This is a genomic window from Eisenbergiella tayi (genome assembly GCF_001881565.1).
Taxonomy (GTDB): domain Bacteria; phylum Bacillota; class Clostridia; order Lachnospirales; family Lachnospiraceae; genus Eisenbergiella; species Eisenbergiella tayi.
Genome location: NZ_MPDJ01000007.1, coordinates 148,013 through 169,859 on the forward strand (window position 1 = coordinate 148,013; position 21,847 = coordinate 169,859).

Sequence of the window (21,847 nt, forward strand, 5' to 3'; positions counted from 1 at the left end):
CAGATTATGCTCCTATCAAGCTCTGGTCAAAGGCAAACAGAGCCTCGTTGATCTCAAAGACGTTATAGTTCCCATGCTCCACGAAATACTCCACGATGATGTCAAACTTGTTGGAGTGGGAGAGTGCAAAGCCCGCCTTCATGAGCATATCCTTCATTTCCACAAGCGGCAGCTCAAGGGCAATGGCAAATGCAATGACGGTGGGCTTGGAAGGCTTGTAGGACTTGTCCGAGCGGATCTTCGAGAAGAGTTTCCGGTCAATGTTCGCCTTCTTGTAGCACTGCGAGTCCGTCATGCCGCGCTCGTCAATCTTCCGCAGAAGCATCTCCGAAAAGCTCTCATCGATCTGTCCCAGTGCATCGTCAAGAGTTGCTACTTTTTCGGAGCTGACTGCCATAGGAGCTGTGAGCTTTTCGATAGCTTCATCACAAACGGATGACTCGCAGGGCATCGGCTCGTCCATCCGGAAGGCGTTCATCCTGCGCAGACGCTTGGAACGAGGATCGGTATGCTCATCCACATAGCGGTCATCTATGTATGAAGCAATGTCGGCAAATAGCTTGCCACTGATTTGATAGGCTTTGCGGTCGAAAATGACGATGTACACCGTCATTTCGTTTTCAAGAAGGAAACTGCTGATGGTGTCAATCGCCACTTTGAGAGCCTGATCCTTCGGATAGCCGAAAATGCCGGAGGAAATCAGCGGGAACGCAACCGACTCGCATCCGTATTTCTTCGCCAGCATGAGCGATGTCCGATAGCAGGAGATCAGCAGTTCGCACTCACCGTGCCGCCCGTCATACCAGCGCGGACCGACTGCGTGAATGACATATTTGCAGGGCAGCTTGTAGCCCTTCGTGATTTTTGCGCTCCCGGTTTTGCAGCCGTGGAGCGTTTCACATTCCGCCAGCAGCTCCGGTCCTGCAGCGCGATGAATGCAGCCGTCCACACCGCCGCCACCCAGCAGCGACTCGTTGGCAGCATTGACGATGGCGTCCACCTTCATTTTTGTGATGTCATTTCTGACGATTTGAAGCGGCATGATCAAGCCCTCCCATTCGGTTACTTCGCGCCGGTCAGCAGCTTGTCCATCGGGATTCTTTCCGGGTATTTTCCCTCGGTCAGAATGTCATATAAATACCTGTTATCCAGAATCATATCATCCCGGATAAGCTGCCAGTTTGCCTTTTTCCTGAAAAACACCTTGAAGATCAGAAAGTTCATGATCGCCCCAATTACCGGTGTGGTCATGCCGAAAGCCTCGGTGTGAGAGAAATGGCATCCTGTTTCAGTTCTTTTTCCTTCAAAGGTGATGAACGCTGTTTTCTTGTCGCTCCGGAATACAATGCGGAAGTGGTTCTCATCCTGTTCGCATTCCGTAATCGTGCCTGTCACATCGTAGTCCAGCCCCATAACAATCTCGCGGAAGCGGACCTTGCTTCCCGCATGATAGTTCCCGTTATAGAGATTACATTCGATGTGGTAGGGACTCCATTTCACAAACTCTTCCTCAAAGTTAGCAGTCCATGCCTTTAATTTTTCATAGGAAGCCGGAATCTCTATCTGCTCTGTAAGAACAATCATTGTCAGTTTCTCCTATTCTGTCAAAGCGGCATCGGTGTCCGGGCGATCAGAATGACCGCCAGAATCGCGCCCACAAATGCCGCAGCCCCTATGACCGCCAACAACTTTTTGCTGAGTTTCTTCTTTGCTGCCTTGCCAATCAGAGCAGTGCAAGCCATGCAGACAGCCGCAGCAACAAGCGCAATGCCCAGCGTTTCCCATAGCCAAGAAAGTTCATGTAGGATTTTCATGCGTTCATCATCTCCTGTTCGTTAAACTGGAATTTATAGTCCTCTCAAAACCAATTTGCTTTTTCTTCTCGAAATACGGGAATATCACTATCTCGATATGGATTGTAATTATGAAGATTGCAACCAAACTCTTTTAATGATTTTATTTTGTTATCCTGTGTCCATACAATTAAAGATATTCCGTCAAATTCTTCAACATTTCCATTATTCATTTTGTTTTTAAAATACCACTCCACGATTGTTTGATTGCCTTGATGAAAAAATTGCTTAATCTCCCAGACAAGAACACTTCCGCGTGTATTCCATTCGTCAAACCAGTGCTTTACCGTTTTGCGGTTTTCATATTTAGGACTCCAACTCTCAGTATATACAACATCATCTGTAAAAATATTGTCAATTCCTAAATCTGCTTTCTTAATCCACATATCAAACCATAATCGGATAATTTTTTCTCTCTCGTTCATAAAGCACCTCCACAACTTCCGATTTGTCTGCCCCTTAAAGTCCAAGTCCTTCAACCCACGCCGCAAGCTCCTGATGCCCGACGCAGCCCTTGAAAACCTTGCCGTCCATCAGCTTTGCGCCTTTGCAGCTCGGCGCAAGGCGTTCGTTCGTCTTGCCAATGTCGCTTCCTCCGGAGGTTGCAAACGGGATGATCATCTTGCCGGTCATATCATAGCTCTCAAGGAACGTATTGATAATCGTCGGCGCAACGTACCACCAGATCGGGAAGCCCACAAAAATTGTGTCGTAGTCCTTCATGTTGTCCCGCTTTATGGCAATCTCTGGACGGGAAACAGGATCGTTCATCTCAATCGTGCTGCGGGCTTTCTTGTCCATCCAGTTCAGATCGGCTTCCGTATAAGGCACTTTCGGCTCAATCTCAAAGATGTCCGCGCCGATTGCCTCTGCCAGCGTCTCGGCAACCTTTGCGGTCACGCCGGACGCAGAAAAATACGCTACAAGTTTCTTACTCATTGTGTTCTTCCTCATCAATCTTTTCATTTCCTTCATTCAGCATGAAGTATAGCAGAGCTTCCAGCAATGTTGCCATATAATGAAGCGACCAGTTTTCTTCCGGCTCTTTTGTCATCTTATCAAGCACGGCTCGAAAAGCCGTGGTACGGTCAATCCTTGTTTCATCATCAATGCGGTCAAGTATGCCCTTCATTTTCAGGGCGAGTTCTTTTTCCTCGTCAGAAAGCTCCGGTATGCCAAGTAACTCAGATAGTTTCTTGTCCTGCATAATAGCATCGTATTCGATGTATGACTTGTGTTCGGCTGACATCAATTCTTCAAAGTAGTTGATAAAAATATGAACGCGAATGCCACCTTCTTCGTCCGGGGAGAAGCAGACGGTTTGCGATTTTTCTGCAATTTCTTTCAAAAATGCAAGGTCTTCTGAGTCATCGAACTCCGCAAACGGAAGAAACATATTGATTTCCGCGTGCCAACGATGATAGTCCACGATTCCCTTGATATACCCGCGGTGTTGCTTGACAAACGCATCACAGCGTTCCAGAAGATACTCGTAGTTCTTCTTGTCCTCCGGTACAATGATCTTTGGTATCTTGTCCATTGCTTCGGAGTACGCTTTCAGCATACCACAATTAACTGCGCGGTCAAACACCTCATCGCACCATTTATCGTATTCGGCAGACTCGGTTTCCCGGTAATCCTTCTCAAAGATAATATCGTCCATTGCGTTACCCCTTTATGATTTTCTCAAGCTGCATTTCGGTCGCGTTAGGCAGACGTGATTGCAGATGTTTTAGAATGCGTTCTTTGGATTCCTGCGGGTCTCGCTGATAGGCAGATGTGATAAGGTCGTACCCGAAAAGTTCTTCCGGCGTCGCATACTCTGCGACACCCCAGCCATAAGGTCTTCCGTATCTGTCCTGCATATAGACGAAATCCGCGATGCAGACATAGCTCTGCATTTGCAGCCGCGTGATGCACGTCTCAAAACCGGTGTTGCCGCCCTTGCGGTAGTTCAGAGCCTCTTTCAGCCGTTTGGAAAGCATCCTGCCTTCACCGGCTATGGCTTCATAAAGCTCCTTGTCCTTGTAGGACGCCAAGCCGTCATCCCAACGGGCGTCAAAGTCATAGCCGTCACGCCGGAAGTTCGCAAAGTCCGGAATCCACTCCCGACTCACAAATCCAGCCTTCTTGTTGAAAAGTTTGCCGTAAAGACATTTGCCGCTCCGCGCAGCCGGTCCTTTCCATTCCCACGGACCATCTACATCATCCGCAAACCATAACTCAGGTGGGCAAAGTTCCTCGATGGAGAAGCCGTGAATCTCGTTCCGAAAGAAGGGCAGAAAGCCGTATTGTTCGACGGCGGCAATCAAACCATCTGCACTATGTAGTTGTCTGGCATATCTCTTTGACATTACTCCGCCTCTTCAATCACGCCATAATCAATCAGGATGTTCTTCTCCGCATACTGCGGGTAAACAACACCCATCATCTCATACTGATAACGTCTTACGCGGCGATGCTCCTGAATTGGTTCCGGTGCATACGCAGCGGTTTCACAGTGCGCATACTCCGGCATTTCCGCAAGATCATCCCGAACATCACGGATAAGCGCTTCTGCCACATCATCAATGTTCTTGCCGGTCTCCACGGCAACCAGTTCGTGCTTCCGGACTGCCTTGTCCAGATTACCGGGGGAGCGAAACAGCTTATATTTCATATCGTTGCCCGTCCTTTCTCTCTTTCGGTCTGCCTATTCTTCCTGAAATCTGTTCTTTAGGGACGCAATCATCGCTTGTGCGGCAATGCTCAGATACAAAACTCCAATTTCATAGATAAAGTCGCGGTCGATCACGATAAAGTATTCTCTAACGTGTGTAAAAACCAGTTCCATCAAGTCCCTGTACAGTGGATCATCAAAGGGCTTGAACCGCGTAAACTTGCTTTTGGCAACGTCCCATGTCATAGACGCTTCGCCCTCAGCACTGGTCATTGCCTCACAGAGAATCATGCTGACGCCCATTTTTCCGTTGCCGGTCAGGAGTTCTCCTTCGTAATAGCTGAGTAGGTCTTTCTTGCGTCGAAGCGGAACTACATCGCAGTTGTCATCCAGCTCAAATGCAATCAGCTCCGCAATCAGTTCCCGCCAGACCGCATAACCGGCGTTAATGGTTCCGTCCTCTTCGCGGCTGATGGTATCGTCCATGCAGTATCGCTCAAAGAAATTATCTCCGTCAATCTCGTTGCGGGTGCAGAAGATATGCGCCAGCTCATGCAGAAGAATGTGTTTCAACTCTGCCGGATGACGCGCTATGTCTGTGCGCAGAAGGATTCCGTCCGCGCCGTCTCCTGTGCCGACGAATGCAGAGGCGTGAAAGTCAAAATAGCCGTCCTCTGTATATCGGTCTTCCAGCCGGTCAGGGAAATACTGCTTGCAGAACTGCTCAAAGACTTCCTGCTGGTTTTCCGCCTGAAAGCAGCACAGCACAAGGTTGTCCTCGCTGAACTCTGCCCCCAAGCGTTCGTTAAAGATGGAAGCGGCATAGAAAAGGGCTTCTTTATAGTCGTTATCGTTCATCTAATTACTATCCTTCATCCTCATTCAACCCTCCGGTCTGACATTTTTCAGGAAGTCAGAGTGCGGTACATAAGGCAAGTTGAGCTGCCAGCCCATGCGGTTCAGCTCGTTGAGCTTGATCAGCATCAGGTTGATGTTTGTTCCCATTGCAGCCGAGAGCTGCACCACATCGTAGTCCTGCTTCATCAGGTCAATCAGCTCATCATCGTCAATGATCAGGTGTGAGGCAAACGCATTCGCCTCATATTCGTGTTTTGTGCGCATATCGAACAGCACGAACTCCGGGAGCGGTTCGTTTCCTTTGGCAAGATCACGGTGAAAGGTATCATGCCCGATCTCGTGACCGCAAACCATTTGCATGATCAGATACTCCATGTTGGAGTTCAGAAGAATATGCCGCTCTTTATGGCGGTAGGTGTACATTCCGAGCAGATCGTTCAGATTGTCAAGAAAATGGAGATGAATGCCCAGCTCACGGGCAATCTTCAAGGTATCTCTTGTTCCACAGCTTTTGACAATGCTGTTCGCCTTTTTGTATATTTCCTCGGAGCGAATTATCACGGGACCTTCACCCCTTTCATGTTGAAAACAGTCAAAGTAAATCCGTCAAGAAACCGAGACGCAGACAGTTATTCCTCTGCGTCCGTACCGGTCTTCTTGTATTTCTTCGGCGTGTATTTCTCAACATTCCGGGCTTTGGATTCCCAATATATATCCTGCAACGCCTTCATCACCGCATCCTTGTCCTGCTCAGACAGCGTACCGCCCGCAAACAAGCCGGACATCCCTTCAATCAGGTCCTTTGCCTGTTTCATGCCACGGGAGCCGTACTGCTCGGATGCCTGAACCACAAACTCTTCGTCCTCGGTCAGCAGATAGTTCACATCCACCTTGAAGTATTCCGCGATTTTTCTGTAAGCGTCCTTGGTACGGGGAAAGGAAATGCCGTTCTCGTACCGGGTAATCATACGTCTGTTGATTCCCAGTGCATCGGCTACTTCCTGCTGGGTCAGCTTCCGCTTCTCCCGTTCAGCCTTGAATTTCTCTCCAAACGTCATTTTGGTAATCACTCCTGTTCACAAAAAGTTTGCGACATTAAATTGCGCAAGTCTATTGACAAAGGCACTTGAAGTGCGTATAATAATGACTGAGCAATCCAACTACTCATAGTATATCCTGAATTGCTCATCCTGTCAAGGGGCATGAGTAGTTGTACACGAAAAAGTTACATCTTTTGAGCAGTTCAAATGGACAGGCATTTATGCTGCCGAAGATCATCCGTACTGGCATACACCGGTATAAGGGAACAGGAGTGAGAAAAACAGAAATGGCTACACAGTACAGAAAAGCATACGTCCCGGTTACGCTGGATGTGGACAAGGAGGGGGCAATCCTCCCTCGCCTTATCTGGTGGGACAACGGTGTAATCTTTCAAATCGACCAGATTCTATACAAATGCCGCGCCACATCCAAAAAGGTTGGGGGCGGAGGCATCCGTTACACAGTTCAGATTCGCGGAAAGGAGTCATTTCTTTTCCACGAAGGAGACAAGTGGTTCGTCGAAGCAAAGGAGGACAACTGCTCATGATTTTATCCCAGCGCCAACTTGAAGAAATTGCAGCCTCAACAACGAAGGACTTCAACCGGTTCTTTTTCGGGGATGAGGCGGACAAGCCCGACCGATCAGCTTTGCCAACACCCATTGATCAGTTTGCAAAGAACTATCTCGGTCTTCGCGTATCATTCGCCCGTCTCTCGCCGGACGGAAGCATCTGCGGTGTCACTGCCTATGCCGACACTGAGTACAAGATCACGGAACTTGGTATTACGCGCACACTGGCTTTGAAGCGTAATCAAATTATCTTGGACGAGAGCTTCATTCGATCCGGCAACGTGCAGCGGCTCTGCGCCAAGCGCAGATTTACCCTTGCCCACGAGTGCGCCCATCAGATTCTCTTCCAACTGGAATCGGAAGAGGTAAAGGCGTCCTGCGAAATGAAATATTCCGCACGGACAGCCTATACGCCGCGAGAACTGAAAACCCGCGAGGACTGGAACGAGTGGCAAGCAAATGTCTTGGGCGCGGCGATCCTGCTTCCTCAAAAAGAGGTTGACCTGGCAATGCGTCGGTTTGCAGAAACGCCGCTGATCAATTACGAGGGGAGGTATTCGTATGGTGATCACTTAACGCTGCGCCTTTTCTGCCGGTTGTTCGGTGTCTCCAAGACAACGGCGTCTATCCGCCTTCGTCAGCTCGGCTACATGGTAGATCGTCCATTCAGTGAGTATGTTGACCCATTGGAGGTGTGGTAATGAAGAGAGCATCCATTCGGGTTCAGGAACCGACGCCGGAGCTGATCGAAAAAATCCGCAGGGCAAGAGTTGCCATTTCCCAGCAGAAGCCCCGATACCTGAAATGTCCCTATTGTCAGCATAATGCCATTGCTGTCTACGAGGACACGAGGGGTCATGTAGAATCCAAGTGCAAGAAATGCGGGCGGATCACAGTCTTTGATGTGCTGAATATGAGAAGACTGCGACCGCGTACCAAGTAAGAACCGGAGGACAAGCCTCTGTTCTAAAATAAAATATATGTCATAGCTGAGCTGTGGAGCCGCCTGATAGGTGAAGTCATCCTAATGCCGCATGAGACAGAGTTTAATTGCTCTGTTTTATCGGCATGGGATTCAAACCTCACCGTCATGCGGCTCTTTTTCTGTCTTCACCCTTCCCGCTGCTCCCGCGCAGCGGAAAGGATGAACAATGAAAATCCCTAAGACCCCTATCGCGTTCGATTACGACCTCTGGACTACGGAGGACGGCAAGTGCATGGTGCGCGTGAAACGAACCGGCGAAGTTTCCGAGGTTGACCGCAAGGTTATGAGAATCCTTCGCGCAGAGGAAAAGCGGATCAGACGCTCGTATGGCTCTGACAACACCTCTGAGGATGAGGACGGCGCAGAGAAAATTTCTGATACCGTGCTGTCCCTTGACGCTATGCCGGAGGACGATGTGAAGTCCGCTGCATGGCTGGCAGACTCCCGCGACTGCATGGAGGAACTGATCACCGCCCTCAAAGAGAAGGAGCTTCTTTCCATTCTGACCGAGAAGCAGCGCGAATTGTATCTTGCGATGACCCGTGAAGGACTGACTCTTCGAGAGTTTGCCCGAAGGAAAGGCATCGGCATCAGAGCTGCATTTGACCTCAAAGCAGCGGTGCAGAAAAAATTTCAAAGAATTTTTTGAGCGGTACTCAACAAACGGCAAAAAGATGTCCGTTGTAAAGTGAAAGGGTCAATCAGACCACTTCACTGCTCCTTGAAAACTGAATAGTTCAGTGCTGCGGATCTTTCCGCTTCTGCGAAGCAACACAGCTTCCGACGCCAAGACCTCCCGAAAGGGAGTGAGCGACCTCCGGAGAGCTATAACAGTCGTGTGGTGCGGCTGCTTGCGACGATGCAGATGCCGGGTATAATGATACTTCCGTCTTTTCTTTGAATGGGCGGCTCGGAGCGATCCTCGGAGGGGTGAGAGTCCCATGATACCGATTGACCATTGGTAGTCCGCAGCATTCCCGGAACTGCAAAGTTCTTCTGGCAGGGGCGCGAGCTGCAAATATGCCGGACAATGAAACAAACCCAAAAGAAACTTACTATATAGTTTCAGGATGAAAACTATGTGGCAGGGTATCTTCACAAGATGCTCTGCCATATCCTTTTGTCCTGAACATTTTCACGAAACAGGAGGTGCTTAGAATATGATGGGCATTGAAACAATGAAAAATGTCAGCCCGAAAACGGTTGACCGTAACACACTCGTTCAAAGAAGCAGCATCCGGCTTGATCCTGCGGCACCGCAAGAGGTCAGGCTGAGGGAGTTCATCAAGCAGATCAGAAATCCCTACTGTTATCTGGACGGGAAGACAGTGGTGAAGATCAGCTTCGCCGAGACGGACACGACAATGGAAGATTGTCTGGAACACTATCTGAGAGGTCTTTGATTTATGAACAGTCTGAATCTTTTCACCCGGTTCTATGGACAAGCGATTGAGCCTGTGGTATAATGAAATCGGTCAAAAAAAGAAGAATACGGATTAAGCCGCTTGCCCTGATGGTCATGTGGCGTTTTCGTGTTCCTCTTCATAAGAGTTGAAGCAAGCCTTCGTCTTTCTGATTTGATGTACCACACCAAACAGAAAACGGAGGTTATTTTTATGCCAGACAAGGTTTACCGCACGGCGATCTACTGCCGTCTGTCCCGTGAGGATGGAGATAAAGTTGAAAGCAACTCCATCGCCAGTCAGAGAGCTATCTGCGAGGACTATATCGCAAGGCATGAGGATTTGGAGCTTGTCTGTGAGCCGTTTGTGGATGACGGTTACAGCGGCGTTTCCTTCAATCGTCCTCAGTTCAAAAAGCTGGAAGAGGCAATCCGCAAGGGTGCGCTTGACTGCATTGTAGTCAAGGATCTCAGCCGCTTCTCAAGAAACTACATCGACGGCGGACGCTACATTGAAAAGATATTCCCGCAGCTCGGCATTCGTTTCATCGCAATCAATGATGCGTATGACAGTCTGACCGGTGATCCGCAGTCCGACTCCTTTGTTATCCCGTTCAAAAACCTGATTAACGATTCTTACTGCAAGGACATCTCCATGAAAATCCGAAGCAGTCTGGAAGTCAAGCAGAAGAGCGGTGAGTTCGTTGGCTCGTTCGCGCCTTACGGCTACATGAAATCGCCGGAGAACAAAAACCAGCTCATCGTGGATGAAGCGGTCAGCGAATATGTGCAGATGATCTTTTCCATGTACAAGGATGGCTTCTCCATAGGACGTATTGCAAAGCGTCTGAACCAGATGGGCGTCCTGTCCCCGATGGAATACAAGCATTCCGCCGGTGTGAAGTTCGATACCGTCTTCAAAACCGGCGATACCGCAAAATGGACATACAAAGCCGTCCAGCGTATTCTCACCAACGAGGTTTATATCGGCGTTCTGGCTCAGGGCAAGCGCGGCACTCCCAACTACAAAGTCCGCGTTGTGAAGAGCAAGGATGAATCCGAGTGGGTCAAGGTTGAAAATGCGCATGAAGCTCTTGTGTCCTACGAGGACTTCATGGCAGTCAAGGTCATGATGCAGCGGGATATGCGCTGTTCACCCGATCAGGACGAAGCGCATCTGTTTTCCGGCTTCCTGTTCTGCGGAGACTGTCAGCAGCCAATGATCCGCAAGACCGTCCCGTCGAAGACGAAAAAGTATATCTACTACGTCTGCTCCACCAATAAGCACAGCCGGACGTGCAGCCCGCACAGCATCGCCGCAAAAGAGGTTGAAGAGAAGGTCTTCCGTGCTATTCATGACCAGATCGAGCTTATCATCAATCTGGAACACGCGCTTGCAATGATTGAGCGGCTTCCGTCTCAGAGCCGTAAGGCTTTCAATTACGAAGCTCAGATCGCCAAAATCGAGGAAGAGATTGAACGGTACCAAAAGCTCAAGCTGGGGCTTTACGAGAACTTCATCGGCGGCGTCATTGATAAGTCGGAATACTTTGAGTTCCGCAGCAGCTACACCAAAATCATTGAGGACAAGCAGGACGCGCTTCTGCGGGTCAAAAAAGAAATGAAGCAGACGGTGACAACCGGCACGACCGAACGAAACTGGGTAACGCTTTTCAAGCAGTATGAAAACGTCGAAGAGCTGAACCGCCGTGTGCTGATGTCGCTGGTTGACCGCATTCTGATTCACGAAAACCACGCAATCGAAATCGTCTTTAAGTACAAGGACGAATACCAGCAGACGCTTGAATACGTTCTCGGCTATGCCGACGAGCTGGATATTGCCGTATAAAGGAGGGATGAGCAAATGGCAAGAAAAAGCAGAAAGCAAATTGCAGTCGAAGAGCCGGTTATCGAATCTGTCTCTTCCGAGGTCTTCTCAACAGCCATCTATGCCCGTCTTTCCGTTGAAAACAGCGGCAAGTCCGAAAAGGTGGATGTCATCGCAAATCAGATTGAGATTTGCAAGTCCTACATTGCAGAGCGTCCCTACCTGAATCTGATAGATACCTATGTGGATAACGGACGAACGGGTACGATTTTTGATAGACCGGAGTTCAACCGCCTGATGAACGACATCCGCACCGGCAGGATCAAGTGCCTTGTGGTTCGTGATCTCAGCCGGTTCGGGCGTGACTACATCGAGGCAGGAACCTATCTGGAACGGGTCTTTCCGCAGATCGGGCTTCGGTTTATCGCCATCAAAGAGAACTACGACAACTTTGATACGGACGGCTCCGGCGAAAGCCTCATCATCCCTCTGCAAAACATGATCAACACACTCTACTCGAAGGACATCTCCCGCAAGGTTTCTACCGCGCTCAAGGCACAGATGGAAAGCGGAGAGTTCAAGAAGCGCAATCTCCCGTATGGTTATCGCTGGGATGAAGAACACAGCAATATGGTCTTCGATGAGGAAACCGCACCGATTGTCCGGAAGATTTTCCAATGGAAGATTGAAGGGCTGTCCCTTCCTGCGATTGCAGACCGGCTTGATGCAATGAACGCGCCCAATCCGGAGTTTCAGAAGTATCAGGTCGGCGTCCGCACAGGCAATGCTACGGCAAAGAAGATTTGGAACAAATCTTCACTGACTACCATTCTGGATAATCCCCATTACGTCGGAGATACCGTTCTCGGACGGACGCTGAACGCCATCTACAAGGGCGTCAAGAATCAGCACATTGACCGTGAGGAATGGATTGTTTTTCCCAATACTCACGAGGCGATTATCTCCCGTGAGGACTTCCAGAAGGTACGAGAAATGCGGAACGCTGCTGCAAGGACAAGGGTTGAGAAGATGGAGCGCACGGAAGAACTCCGCGCTACGCTGATCAATCTCTTTGAAGACAAAATCGTCTGCGCAGACTGCGGCAAAAAGCTCTACTTCCATCGCAAGCGCGTTGACAAGCGCAAGGACGGCGCATGGTACGCCTTCTATGAGTGCAGTTCATCCGTCAAGCGCGGCAATCTCTGTACGCCACACTATACGCGGCAGGACAAACTCGAAGCCGATGTGCTTGCGGCGATTCAGCTTCAAGTCAAGGCGGCTCTCAATTACGACAAGCTGCTTGCCAAACTGAGAAACAGCGAAGGTGAACGCAGCATCCGAGATCAGCAGAATGCGCTCATTACAAGCCTGAATCTGAAACTCAGCGGTATTTCCAAGAAGCGTACCCGTCTCTATGAGGACTTCACGGAAGGCGTTCTCGATGAAGAGGAATACGCCTTTGCCAAGAAAGCCTACGATGAGCAGTATGCCGACCTTTCCCGGCGGTTGGATGAAGCGGTTCAGCGGAAGGTGAAGTTTGCCGAGGCAATGTCCGAGGACAACAAGTGGCTCACGCTGATGAAATCTGTCAGCGGCGCAGCAAAACTCTCTCAGGAGTTGATTGACGAGTCCGTAGAGCTTGTAAAAGTCCATAAGGACGGCTCAATCGAGCTGGTCATGAAATACGGCGATATTTACGCTCTGACCGTTCAGAGTATCAAGGAAGTACAGGAGGCGATGTAAATGAGCAAGGAATACAACATCGGCATCTACATCCGCCTCTCAATGGCTGATGAAGATACCGGCTATGGCAGCAAGGCGGAAAGTGACAGCATCGGCAACCAGCGTATGCTCATCAACCGCTTTCTTGACAATCATCCGGAGCTGTCTCACTGTCAGCGGTCTGAGTTTGCGGATGACGGTTATACCGGCACGAATTTTCACCGTCCTCAGTTCACGCAGATGATGGAGAAGGTCAAGCGCGGCGAGATTAACCTGATCTGCGTCAAAGACTTTTCCCGCTTTTCTCGTGACTACATTGAAACGGGAAACTATCTGGAATGCACTTTTCCATTCATGGGCGTCCGCTTTATTTCCATCAACGACGGCTATGACAGTGACGATTACAAAGGCACAACGGGCGGTCTGGAAGTGGTTATGCGCAGCATCATCTACGCCGCATACAGCAAAGACCTTTCCGTAAAGACCACATCGGCAAAAATCCAGATGATGAAGCAGGGCAAGTATGTCGGTGGCTACGCCCCATACGGCTACGTCCTGCATCCCACCATTCGGAACAAACTTGCCGTAGACCCGGAGGCGGCTGATGTGATCCGACGTATTTTCCGCGAGGCGCTGGAAGGCAGCAACACCTCTCAGATCGCCCGCAGCCTGAATGATGACGGCATCCCGACGCCGGGGCAATACTTCAAGAGCAAGCATCCCGACAAGAAGAAGTTCAGTAACATGAGCGAGAAAATCAGTTGGGAAACCGTGATGGTCTATAACATCCTCAAAAACCTTGTTTACACCGGAACACTGGTCAGCCGCAAAATGAAGTCCTGCGGTGTCGGCTCAAAAAAGCGTGTTGTCAATGAGCCGATTATCGTAGAAGGTACGCATGAAGCGATTATCAGCAAGGAAGACTTTGAGCTTGCTCAGAAGGTCATTAGAGGCGGAGGACGGAATCCCATGCGCAAGCAGCATGACTATCCGCTCAAGGGACTCGTCCGCTGCGGTAACTGTAAACGTGCTATGACACGCCGAAAGAACAAGGCTGGCATTCGATACTTCCAGTGCATTCACTCGGTCAACAATGGAAACACAGACTGTCCGGTTGGCAGGAGCTTTCCGGAAATGGATATTGAGAAGGTTGTCTTCCATGCCCTTACTCAGTTTCTTGCTTTGGCACAGAAGGAATCAGTCCAAAATCGAGAGGTCGGTGATCTACGGAAATCTGCCATCAAGGAATGTGCTGAGAAAATCCGGATTCTTCAAAAGCAGAACGAGCAGCACAAGGCGTCCAAGCTGAGGCTCTACGAAAAGTACGCAGCCGGAGGTATCACGAAGGAAGCGTACCTTCAGCAAAAGGCGGCAACGGACGCGAAAATTGCTGAAAACGACGAAGCAATTCAGCACAGTCACGAACGGATGAAAGAGCTTGACTCCGAGACCTCTTGTTCGGACGAAAAGCTGGATGCTGTCTGCGATCAGTATGCCGACTGCAAAGCTCTGACTTATGAGCTGACCCACGCATTCATTTCTGCGGTCTACATTTACGATCTCGACAACATAGAAATCGTCTGGAAGTTCAAGGACTTCCTCACTACATCAGAAGGAGAAACCAAATGAAAGTATTTCTTTATATCCGCGTTGCCTGTGCAGATCAGCTTGCAGCGGCAAGCCAGCGTGAAGAGCTGGAACGCTATGCGAAGGATAAGGACTATGAGGTAGCTGCTGCGGTGGCAGCAGATGGCATCTCCGGTGTCCATACGGAAGGCATCATGAACTTCCTGCTGAATGAAGCCAAGCGTCAGGGCATCGGCACGATTCTCACCCGTGACACCTCGCGGATCAGCCGGGACACTTCCTCTTTCATGAGGTTTGAGCGAAAGTTCAGAGAGAACGGCATACGGTTCGAGTATCTGTCCAAGCCTGACAACGAGCTTCCGGTCATCCCGATGATGGAGGCATTTGAAGCGGCGTATAAGAAGCGTCGCACAAAGAACGGCACAAGAGCATAGAGAAAACGCAAGACGTTCACGGGTGGTTGTCCACCTATGAACGGCTTGTAAATTCTCAAAATTTTTTTAGTCCCTACTTGACACAAGAAGAAACAAGCCGGTGTTCCCGGATGGCCGCCTTCAGGAGATCAAGCTTGACGGTAAGGCTGTTTTTATAATAAGAAGCCAGATCGATATTAACTGTTTCCTGCGCCTGCGTGTCTTTTCCGGGAAGCATCCGCAATTTTTCCCGCAGCCCTTCGGCCAGGGGCGCCGTCATCACACTGTCAAGCCCCCGGATCCCTGTAATCAGAGCATCCCTTTCCTTTTCCGTCAGCAGGGATGCATCTATTTTAAAGCCCGGCGAAAGGGATATCCCGCCGCCATAGCCCTGTTCCGTCACCACCGGTATTCCTGCCTGGCACAGGACATCCAGATCCCGGCTGATGGTCCGGCGGGATACCTCCAGCCTGTCCGCCAGTTCCGGCGCGGTTATCTTCTCCTGCCTTAACAGAATGGTCAGGATCGCCATAAGACGGTCTATTTTCATAAGGAGCTTCCCTTCTGCCTTATACTTTCCTGTTCCTTCAGGTAGTATTCCAACAACGCATAGGATACACTTCCTCCGGGATGCACCATGTCAATCGCCCTGGAAGCATCCACCCATTCCGCCGCATCCACTTCGCCGGACAGCTTCAGTTCCCTCTTTTTCGCTTCCGCAATAAAGCCTATCATCAGCATATCTTTTTTGCCGAACCAGTAGGTTCCCACAAATCTCAGCCTTTCCACGGGCACGCCGATTTCTTCCTCCACCTCTCTCGCCGCGGTGTATTCGGCCGTTTCTCCCGGCTTCATATAGCCGGAAACCAGGTTATAGTATTGATGGGAGATGTATCCCTGCCGGAGAAGGGCCGCCTCCCCGTATTCATTGACCACAAGGGCAATAATACAGGTGGAAAACATATCAAAAAGCGGCTTCTTACAGTTTTCACAATAAGGCATCAGCCCTTCATCCCCGATTTCCTTTTGTATCAGTTTAGTGCCGCAGTCCGGACAGTAAGTAAATTTCATGGTTCTGTTTTCCTTTCTTCATGCTGACTGTTATTCAAGGTCTGTCCCCATTGTACTACGTCCGCTGCTTCCGTGTCACCTGATTTCCATCAGAAAACTGTCTCCCAGGGGCTGGAAATCATTGCTCATTTTCCCGCTTTCCTTCGGCATGGCCACCGTATAGAGCGTCATTTCCACAAGATTGACCCCGTCCGGGATCCTTGTTTCCTGGGCGCGGAGATAACCTTTTTTCCTGCTTCCGTTAAAGGAGCTTAAGTAAAAAGAATATTCCCCTCCCATTTCATCACGGGCAGTCACAAGCAAATCATATTCCACAGCTTCTTTGGCATCCGCAGTATAAAGGATCCTCTGTTCCAGATCGTTGCTGGTGAATTCCTCCAATGTAATTGAAACGCCGTTAGGAAGGGTAAAGGTTTTGTCAAGGGTGACCCTCTGTGTATCCGCCATCAGGGTGGAACCGTCCGCCGTGAAGGAAAACGTCCAGTTTCCTCTGATTTTTCCCTTGATATCCAGCTGGCTGAACTTGATTTGGTAATCATTGACTCCCGACAGATCCATGCCGTCACTGGTATAATGCATTTCCATGCCGATCGCCGTCTGTTCTTCATTCAGATAATGAATACCTCCGCCGCCCCCTCCATATATCCGCTTTCCATTGATTTTTATTTTGGCGTCCGGCGTGATCTCGTCCAGGGAAAGAGTGCTGCCGTCCTCCTTCTGTACGGACAGATTTATCCACAGCTCTTCCTCTGAGGCCACCACCTCATGCAGCGTCAGGGCATAGCCGCTGTCCATCACCGTGGTATCCACCACCTCCTTGTAATCCGCCAAATCCTTCTGCAGGCCCAGGGCATTGCTGATGGTCCATTGCAGCTGTTCTATTGCCGCATGCACTTCACCGCTCGCTGCCGTAATTCCTACTATCAGGATAAGGGCCGCCGCACAGACCGCCATTTTACCCGGCCCCGGTATGCTTCTTCCGCCCTTCCATCTTTTTCTGAAGCTGCGCTGATATTTCCCGATTTCCTTTTCAGACAGCTTCCGGCTTTCCAGCTCTGTAAAATCCGTAACGATATCGTTAGCCATATTATATATTTTTTTATCCATATCCTGCTCCTTATTCCCGGCTTCCTTCCGCCAGACTCCGCAATTTCTTCTTTCCGCGGGAGATCTTATTATATACGGCGGTTCTGGGAAGCCCCATCTCCATGCTTACGGTTTCCACATCCTGATCCTGTATGAAAATCCTTGCAAAGATTTCCCTGTCCTTTGGCTTCAGGCAGTCAAGCAGCTCCCGGGTTTCTCTGGAAATCTCCCTTTCCACAAGACGGTTCAGATTCTCATCCTCCGCCGAAAGCTCCACTTCCTCCCAGCTTTCCTGCTGCAGCTGTTTTCCGTATCTGCGCAGGTAATCGATGGCCTGAAATCTTGCCACTCCGGCAGCCCAGCTTTTAAAACTGCTTCTTTTGGGATCAAAGGAACCGATATTGTTCCAGATGCCGAAGAAAATATCATTCATACATTCTTCCACTTTGTCGGGCATGCCGTACAGCCTTTTTTTCACAATGGACTGAAGCAGACCTCCATATTCTTCCATTACATACCGGATTCCCTCTTCCCGGCGCTTCTTTATCAGGGAGATAAAATTATCTTCATTCGCTTTCATACGCCACTCCAAACCAAAGCCAGAGTCTGCAGCCTCTTTCTTTATATCCTTTGGTTGACTCCTTTCACTTATTAATTCGTAAAAAATAAGAGGGATCTATCCGTTTGATATATTAAATTCTATTTTTTTCTCCCCATATGCACAATTGGTCCAGAATTTCCATCAGGGATTTTCCTCTTTCTGATAAGCTGTACTCCACCTTCGGAGGAATCTGCGGATATTCCTTGCGGTTGATGAGCTGATCTTTTTCCAGTTCTTTCAGAGATGTGCTGAGTGTTTTGTGTGAAATTGTGCCTATGTATCGCTTTAATTCATTGTAGCGGACGATTTCAAATTCCATCAGACAGTAAAGGATTACCATCTTATATTTACCGCTTATCAGGGACAGTGTGTAGCTGAAGCCGGTCTCTTCAAAATTTGACTTATCCAGATAATCTTTAAACATTTTAACTCTCCTTTGGGTTAGTATCTAACATAAATGTGCGTACTTTTATTCAGGATTATATATCGTTATAATTATAGCATAAACTTAGGAGGTGCCATATAATGAAAAAGATAGTGATTTTAAACGGAAGTCCGAGGACAAACGGAAATACAAAGGCTTTGATTGAACACTTTACGAAAGGTGCAAAAAGCGCCGGAAATGAAGTCGCCTGCTTTGATCTGCAGAAAATGAACATCCATGGCTGCCTGGGCTGCTGTAAAGGCGGCCAGAACCCGGAAAGCCCCTGTGTACAAAAGGATGACATGCAGCAGATTTATCCGGTATACCGGGAGTCTGATGTGGTGGTACTCGCATCACCCATGTATTATTGGGGGATCAGCGGACAATTGAAATGCGCATTTGACCGCCTGTTCGCGGTGGCAGAATGCAGTCCGGACTATGAAAATCCGAAAAAAGAATGCCTCTTACTGATGGCGGCAGAAGGAAACACGGAAAGTAATTTTGCTCCGGTAAAAGCTTATTATGAGGGGCTTCTTTCACATCTGGGCTGGAAGGACGCCGGTATCGTCTACGCCGGAGGGAATATGGATCCGGGGGATATCCGGGACAGGCCGGAACAGCTTGCGCAGGCGGAGGCATTGGGAAAGGCCCTTTAAATGTCAGAATCTTTCCTGCGGCTGCGGCAGGGCCTGTCACGCAGAAGATCCTGTAACGCTGAAACAGGGGGCATGCCGAAAAAGGCATGTCCCCTGTCTGGAAATAAAAGACCGAACCGCAGAATGCGGCGTCTTTGGCTTATAATCTTATATTATAATCTACCTTCTCCGAATCCGTCATTTAGCCGCTCTGATAAAGGTAACCCCGTCTATGCTGTCAATCAATTCCACTTCCGAAAAGCCCGCTCCGCAAAGCGCCTCCCTTTCATGCTCCCATGTGAGCGGCGTATCAAAATGTACGAATACATCCTCAGGAATATGCTCTCTTTCCCTCAGGGAATCACACAGCTCCATTAACAGCGTCTCCTCCTCCTCACAACAGGCAATATAATCGGCTTCAAGGAAGGTTCCTCCCTCCTTCAGGGCTTCGTATATCCGTTTATAGAGCCCAAGCTTTTTATCCTGCTTAAAATGATGAAGGGATTCAAAGGACACTGCCATATCATAAACCGAGGCTCCGAAATCATAGCTGAAATAATCGGCCTGAATAAGCCGTACCTGCGGGTGCTTTTTGGCCAATACAGCCAGCATATCCGGTGACAGATCGATTCCGGTTATCTGAAGGGATGGCCTGGCCGCCGATATTTCATCCAGTTCCAATCCTGTCCCGCAGCCCAGATCCAACAGCTTTTCCGTCTGTTCCGGGATCATTGTCCCTATTCGTTTATATGCCGCATTCCACATAGACATATGCTCTTCATATTCACCCAGCCTGTTCCGGAAAAAGGCCGCCATTTCTTCCAGCCCTCCCTTTCCGGCATCTTCGGCCCACTCCCGGAGTTCCTGCATATATTCCGCCGTATTTTCTCTGATTGTTATCTTTTTTTCCATTCCATTTCCCCCTTGTACAGTTACGGATATTTTTTTCCTGTATGGTTATTTTATCCGTTCTTCTGCGGTGAAGAAACCTTATCTTTTTTTGATAAATAAAGAAGGGGCCTTTTTATTCCGCATTCACCACCTCTGTTATGTCCCGTTGCAGGCGCCGTCAGCAACACCTTCCTTCTTATCCCCGTCTGTCCGCCCATTCTTCAAATTCTTCCGCCCGAAGCGGCGGTGAATAGAAAAATCCCTGTACCATATCACAATGGATTTGTTTCAGGAAATCGATTTGCTCCTGAGTCTCAATCCCTTCCGCCACTGTCTTCACCTTCAGCCGCCCGGCAAGATCAATCAGGCATTCCACGACATCTTCAGCCTTTGGCTTTGACATATCCAGGAAGAAGCGTCTATCCAGCTTTATGGTATCCACGTCAAATTCCTTCAGCAGCCCAAGGGAAGAAAACCCGGAGCCAAAATCATCCAGGGAACATTTAAACCCGAGTTCATTCATTCGGTTGATACTCTCCCTGACCATGGCTATACTGTTGTCATCAAAAAATATGGATTCCGTCAGTTCCAGTTCCAGCAATCCCTCCGGGATCCGGTACTTCGCTGCCACATCAGCAAATTGGTTCAGGAAATCATTTCTCTTGAAATGCTGCCGGGACAGGTTTACGGATACCGGGAAGAGTTTTCGTCCTTCCCTTCTCCATCGGTCTATCGTTCGGCACACTTCCTCAAACACATAGCAGTCAAGCCTGCATATATTCCCGTTTTTTTCAAACAAAGGAATAAAATCACCCGGGGATATCATTCCTTCCTCAGGATGCTGCCATCTCACCAGCGCCTCCGCACCCGCGGTTTTTTCATCCTCAAGGCTGACCTTCGGCTGAAAATATACCTTAAAATCCCCGTTTTCCAGAGCGCCCCGGAACATGGCATTCAGTTCATGCTCTTGTTTCATTTTTTGAGTAAAACAGATATCATAAAACACACAGCTGTTCTCCCCGAATTCCTGCTGGTTCATGCAGGCCGTCATTACCCTGTCCTGTATGATGGTACTGTCCAGATCCGGTTCATCTATCAAATAGGCTCCCTGGCGGAAGGACAGATGATAGGGGTTCTCCAGGTTCTCATTAAAAGAGTTAATCTCCCTGACGATTTCCTGAAGCCTTGCCGCCACGATATTCCTGTTTCCTTCTTTCAGACAGAGGAAAAAATCGTCCGCATTTCCCCTGGCCGCTATTTCTCCTTCCTTCACATTTTTCCGGAGGATCTGCATGCAATAATGCAGCGTCCTGTCTCCCTCATGAGTTCCGAAGCTTTCGTTTATCATCTTAAAATTACGGATATTGATTACCGCTACCGTGTACTCATTCCTGCGGGCGTTCTTCAGTGTTTCCCGCAGCTTCAGGCAGAAGGCGGCATTGTTCATTCCTCCCGTCACAGCATCCACAAAGGCGATATACTCCAGACGCCTTCTGTTGTTCCGGTATATAAAAAGCAATATCAGCAAAAAGAACAGAAACAGGAGAATCGTTCCTGCTACAATGGCAAATGTCTGTATAACATACCTGTCAGTTTCATAGGAAATCAGATCGGCGGGCACCAGGGTAAGCAAAACCCAGTCATAGGATTTCAGTATGTTATAAGAGAGGATAAGCTCCCTGCCGTCCACCGCGACAAAGGAAAATACCCCATTCTTGCCCTCCTTCATATTTTCCTGCATCCGTTTAATATTGCGGACGGTTGTTTCCTCGGAATCCTCTTTAAATATATCATCAAGCCGCATAAAGGGGTCCAGATCCGTAGGGGAAATCACCACATTGCCTTCCGTATCAGCGATGCAGGTTAATCCCTGTCCGTCAAAGCTCACCGGCTGAATCAAACGCTGCATGCTTTCCTTGTTTCCTGTTCCTCCCAAAACGCCAATAATATTATTTTCCTGATACAGGGAAAGCCGATCGTCAATATCCAGAGCCAATTGGGCCGCCACATCACTTACATAGGCTTTCGTAGTCCTATCCACAGCCGTCTTCAGCCCTAATGCACTTTGGATGGTCACCGCTGCTATGAGCAATATCAGCACAGCCAGAACAGCTATCACGAATCCCGGTTCCGCCCGCAGTATATTATTTTCTTTTATCCTCTTATCTTCCCGAATCATAATGTAACAGAAAATCTCCTTTATCCTAATCAATTGTCACA

28 protein-coding genes are annotated in these 21,847 nt (G+C 49.0%); 10 read left to right on the forward strand and 18 right to left on the reverse strand.

Annotation, left to right across the window (positions count from 1 at the left end; genetic code table 11):
• Window positions 1–4: 4 nt before the first annotated feature.
• From BLA28_RS24500 to BLA28_RS24550, 11 genes are all read right to left on the reverse strand, one after another.
• Window positions 5–1,042, reverse strand: a complete 1,038-nt coding sequence (locus BLA28_RS24500; protein WP_071699569.1) for an O-acetyl-ADP-ribose deacetylase — start codon at window positions 1,040–1,042, stop codon at window positions 5–7.
• Window positions 1,043–1,062: 20 nt separating this feature from the next.
• Complete coding sequence (locus tag BLA28_RS24505) at window positions 1,063–1,584, reverse strand: SRPBCC family protein (protein ID WP_071699570.1); 522 nt, start codon at window positions 1,582–1,584, stop codon at window positions 1,063–1,065.
• A gap of 20 nt (window positions 1,585–1,604) precedes the next feature.
• Window positions 1,605–1,814 (reverse strand): hypothetical protein, encoded by a 210-nt coding sequence (locus BLA28_RS24510; protein WP_007046146.1) that lies wholly within the window; start codon window positions 1,812–1,814, stop codon window positions 1,605–1,607.
• A 44-nt stretch (window positions 1,815–1,858) separates the two neighbouring features.
• The gene (locus BLA28_RS24515; RefSeq protein WP_006573504.1) at window positions 1,859–2,278 is read right to left on the reverse strand and encodes a nuclear transport factor 2 family protein; all 420 of its coding nucleotides are present in this window, start codon (window positions 2,276–2,278) and stop codon (window positions 1,859–1,861) included.
• Between the two features lie 34 nt (window positions 2,279–2,312).
• Window positions 2,313–2,792, reverse strand: a complete 480-nt coding sequence (locus tag BLA28_RS24520; protein WP_071699571.1) for a flavodoxin — start codon at window positions 2,790–2,792, stop codon at window positions 2,313–2,315.
• Window positions 2,785–3,516: a hypothetical protein gene (locus BLA28_RS24525; RefSeq protein WP_071699572.1), complete on the reverse strand. Its 732-nt coding sequence runs from the start codon at window positions 3,514–3,516 to the stop codon at window positions 2,785–2,787. Before BLA28_RS24525 ends, BLA28_RS24520 begins: the two co-directional genes overlap by 8 nt.
• A gap of 4 nt (window positions 3,517–3,520) precedes the next feature.
• Complete coding sequence (locus BLA28_RS24530; RefSeq protein WP_050005986.1) at window positions 3,521–4,207, reverse strand: AlkZ-related protein; 687 nt, start codon at window positions 4,205–4,207, stop codon at window positions 3,521–3,523.
• Window positions 4,207–4,512, reverse strand: coding sequence for a hypothetical protein (locus tag BLA28_RS24535; protein ID WP_008816144.1), 306 nt, complete (start codon window positions 4,510–4,512; stop codon window positions 4,207–4,209). Before BLA28_RS24535 ends, BLA28_RS24530 begins: the two co-directional genes overlap by 1 nt.
• A gap of 33 nt (window positions 4,513–4,545) precedes the next feature.
• Window positions 4,546–5,370 (reverse strand): hypothetical protein, encoded by an 825-nt coding sequence (locus BLA28_RS24540; protein WP_071699573.1) that lies wholly within the window; start codon window positions 5,368–5,370, stop codon window positions 4,546–4,548.
• 24 nt (window positions 5,371–5,394) lie between these two features.
• Window positions 5,395–5,859, reverse strand: coding sequence for an ImmA/IrrE family metallo-endopeptidase (locus BLA28_RS24545; RefSeq protein WP_223385148.1), 465 nt, complete (start codon window positions 5,857–5,859; stop codon window positions 5,395–5,397).
• A gap of 140 nt (window positions 5,860–5,999) precedes the next feature.
• The gene (locus BLA28_RS24550) at window positions 6,000–6,428 is read right to left on the reverse strand and encodes a helix-turn-helix domain-containing protein (RefSeq protein ID WP_005934745.1); all 429 of its coding nucleotides are present in this window, start codon (window positions 6,426–6,428) and stop codon (window positions 6,000–6,002) included.
• Window positions 6,429–6,580: 152 nt separating this feature from the next.
• On the opposite strand from BLA28_RS24550, the gene BLA28_RS24555 reads away from it, so the two are divergent.
• The 9 genes from BLA28_RS24555 to BLA28_RS24600 all read left to right on the forward strand — a co-directional run bounded on the left by BLA28_RS24555 (window position 6,581) and on the right by BLA28_RS24600 (window position 14,940).
• On the forward strand, window positions 6,581–6,958 hold the full coding sequence (locus tag BLA28_RS24555; protein WP_330393299.1) for a hypothetical protein: 378 nt from the start codon (window positions 6,581–6,583) through the stop codon (window positions 6,956–6,958).
• A complete protein-coding gene (locus BLA28_RS24560) occupies window positions 6,955–7,683 on the forward strand; it encodes an ImmA/IrrE family metallo-endopeptidase (protein ID WP_071699575.1) in 729 nt (242 codons plus the stop codon). Before BLA28_RS24555 ends, BLA28_RS24560 begins: the two co-directional genes overlap by 4 nt.
• Window positions 7,683–7,925 carry a hypothetical protein gene (locus tag BLA28_RS24565; RefSeq protein ID WP_005934741.1) on the forward strand — a complete coding sequence of 81 codons (243 nt, stop codon included), beginning with the start codon at window positions 7,683–7,685 and terminating at the stop codon, window positions 7,923–7,925. The genes BLA28_RS24560 and BLA28_RS24565 overlap by 1 nt, the downstream gene beginning before the upstream one ends.
• Window positions 7,926–8,133: 208 nt before the next feature.
• A complete protein-coding gene (locus tag BLA28_RS24570) occupies window positions 8,134–8,616 on the forward strand; it encodes a hypothetical protein (RefSeq protein WP_005934739.1) in 483 nt (160 codons plus the stop codon).
• A 511-nt stretch (window positions 8,617–9,127) separates the two neighbouring features.
• Window positions 9,128–9,370 carry a DUF6870 family protein gene (locus BLA28_RS24580; protein WP_071699577.1) on the forward strand — a complete coding sequence of 81 codons (243 nt, stop codon included), beginning with the start codon at window positions 9,128–9,130 and terminating at the stop codon, window positions 9,368–9,370.
• Between the two features lie 213 nt (window positions 9,371–9,583).
• Entirely contained in the window at window positions 9,584–11,218 is a 1,635-nt protein-coding gene (locus BLA28_RS24585) for a recombinase family protein (RefSeq protein ID WP_071699578.1), read from the forward strand.
• A gap of 15 nt (window positions 11,219–11,233) precedes the next feature.
• Window positions 11,234–12,940, forward strand: a complete 1,707-nt coding sequence (locus BLA28_RS24590; protein ID WP_071699579.1) for a recombinase family protein — start codon at window positions 11,234–11,236, stop codon at window positions 12,938–12,940.
• Window positions 12,941–14,548: a recombinase family protein gene (locus tag BLA28_RS24595; RefSeq protein WP_071699580.1), complete on the forward strand. Its 1,608-nt coding sequence runs from the start codon at window positions 12,941–12,943 to the stop codon at window positions 14,546–14,548.
• Window positions 14,545–14,940 carry a recombinase family protein gene (locus BLA28_RS24600; RefSeq protein ID WP_071699581.1) on the forward strand — a complete coding sequence of 132 codons (396 nt, stop codon included), beginning with the start codon at window positions 14,545–14,547 and terminating at the stop codon, window positions 14,938–14,940. Before BLA28_RS24595 ends, BLA28_RS24600 begins: the two co-directional genes overlap by 4 nt.
• Window positions 14,941–15,013: 73 nt before the next feature.
• Here the strand turns inward: BLA28_RS24600 and BLA28_RS24605 are convergent, their stop codons facing one another.
• The 5 genes from BLA28_RS24605 to BLA28_RS24625 form a co-directional block, all read right to left on the reverse strand.
• Window positions 15,014–15,469: a helix-turn-helix transcriptional regulator gene (locus tag BLA28_RS24605; RefSeq protein WP_081365658.1), complete on the reverse strand. Its 456-nt coding sequence runs from the start codon at window positions 15,467–15,469 to the stop codon at window positions 15,014–15,016.
• Window positions 15,466–15,990 carry an NAD(+) diphosphatase gene (locus BLA28_RS24610; RefSeq protein WP_069154476.1) on the reverse strand — a complete coding sequence of 175 codons (525 nt, stop codon included), beginning with the start codon at window positions 15,988–15,990 and terminating at the stop codon, window positions 15,466–15,468. Before BLA28_RS24610 ends, BLA28_RS24605 begins: the two co-directional genes overlap by 4 nt.
• A gap of 75 nt (window positions 15,991–16,065) precedes the next feature.
• The gene (locus BLA28_RS24615) at window positions 16,066–17,097 is read right to left on the reverse strand and encodes a DUF4179 domain-containing protein (protein WP_009250195.1); all 1,032 of its coding nucleotides are present in this window, start codon (window positions 17,095–17,097) and stop codon (window positions 16,066–16,068) included.
• A 10-nt stretch (window positions 17,098–17,107) separates the two neighbouring features.
• Window positions 17,108–17,656, reverse strand: a complete 549-nt coding sequence (locus BLA28_RS24620; protein ID WP_044971624.1) for a sigma-70 family RNA polymerase sigma factor — start codon at window positions 17,654–17,656, stop codon at window positions 17,108–17,110.
• A 112-nt stretch (window positions 17,657–17,768) separates the two neighbouring features.
• On the reverse strand, window positions 17,769–18,101 hold the full coding sequence (locus tag BLA28_RS24625; RefSeq protein WP_009250197.1) for a winged helix-turn-helix transcriptional regulator: 333 nt from the start codon (window positions 18,099–18,101) through the stop codon (window positions 17,769–17,771).
• A gap of 101 nt (window positions 18,102–18,202) precedes the next feature.
• Between BLA28_RS24625 and BLA28_RS24630 the strand changes: the two genes are divergently transcribed.
• Window positions 18,203–18,757, forward strand: coding sequence for a flavodoxin family protein (locus BLA28_RS24630; RefSeq protein WP_071699582.1), 555 nt, complete (start codon window positions 18,203–18,205; stop codon window positions 18,755–18,757).
• Window positions 18,758–18,934: 177 nt separating this feature from the next.
• Here BLA28_RS24630 and BLA28_RS24635 read toward each other — a convergent pair whose 3' ends face one another.
• Window positions 18,935–19,648 (reverse strand): class I SAM-dependent methyltransferase, encoded by a 714-nt coding sequence (locus BLA28_RS24635; protein WP_081365659.1) that lies wholly within the window; start codon window positions 19,646–19,648, stop codon window positions 18,935–18,937.
• 175 nt (window positions 19,649–19,823) lie between these two features.
• Window positions 19,824–21,806, reverse strand: coding sequence for a bifunctional diguanylate cyclase/phosphodiesterase (locus BLA28_RS24640; RefSeq protein ID WP_071699583.1), 1,983 nt, complete (start codon window positions 21,804–21,806; stop codon window positions 19,824–19,826).
• Window positions 21,807–21,847: the final 41 nt, after the last annotated feature.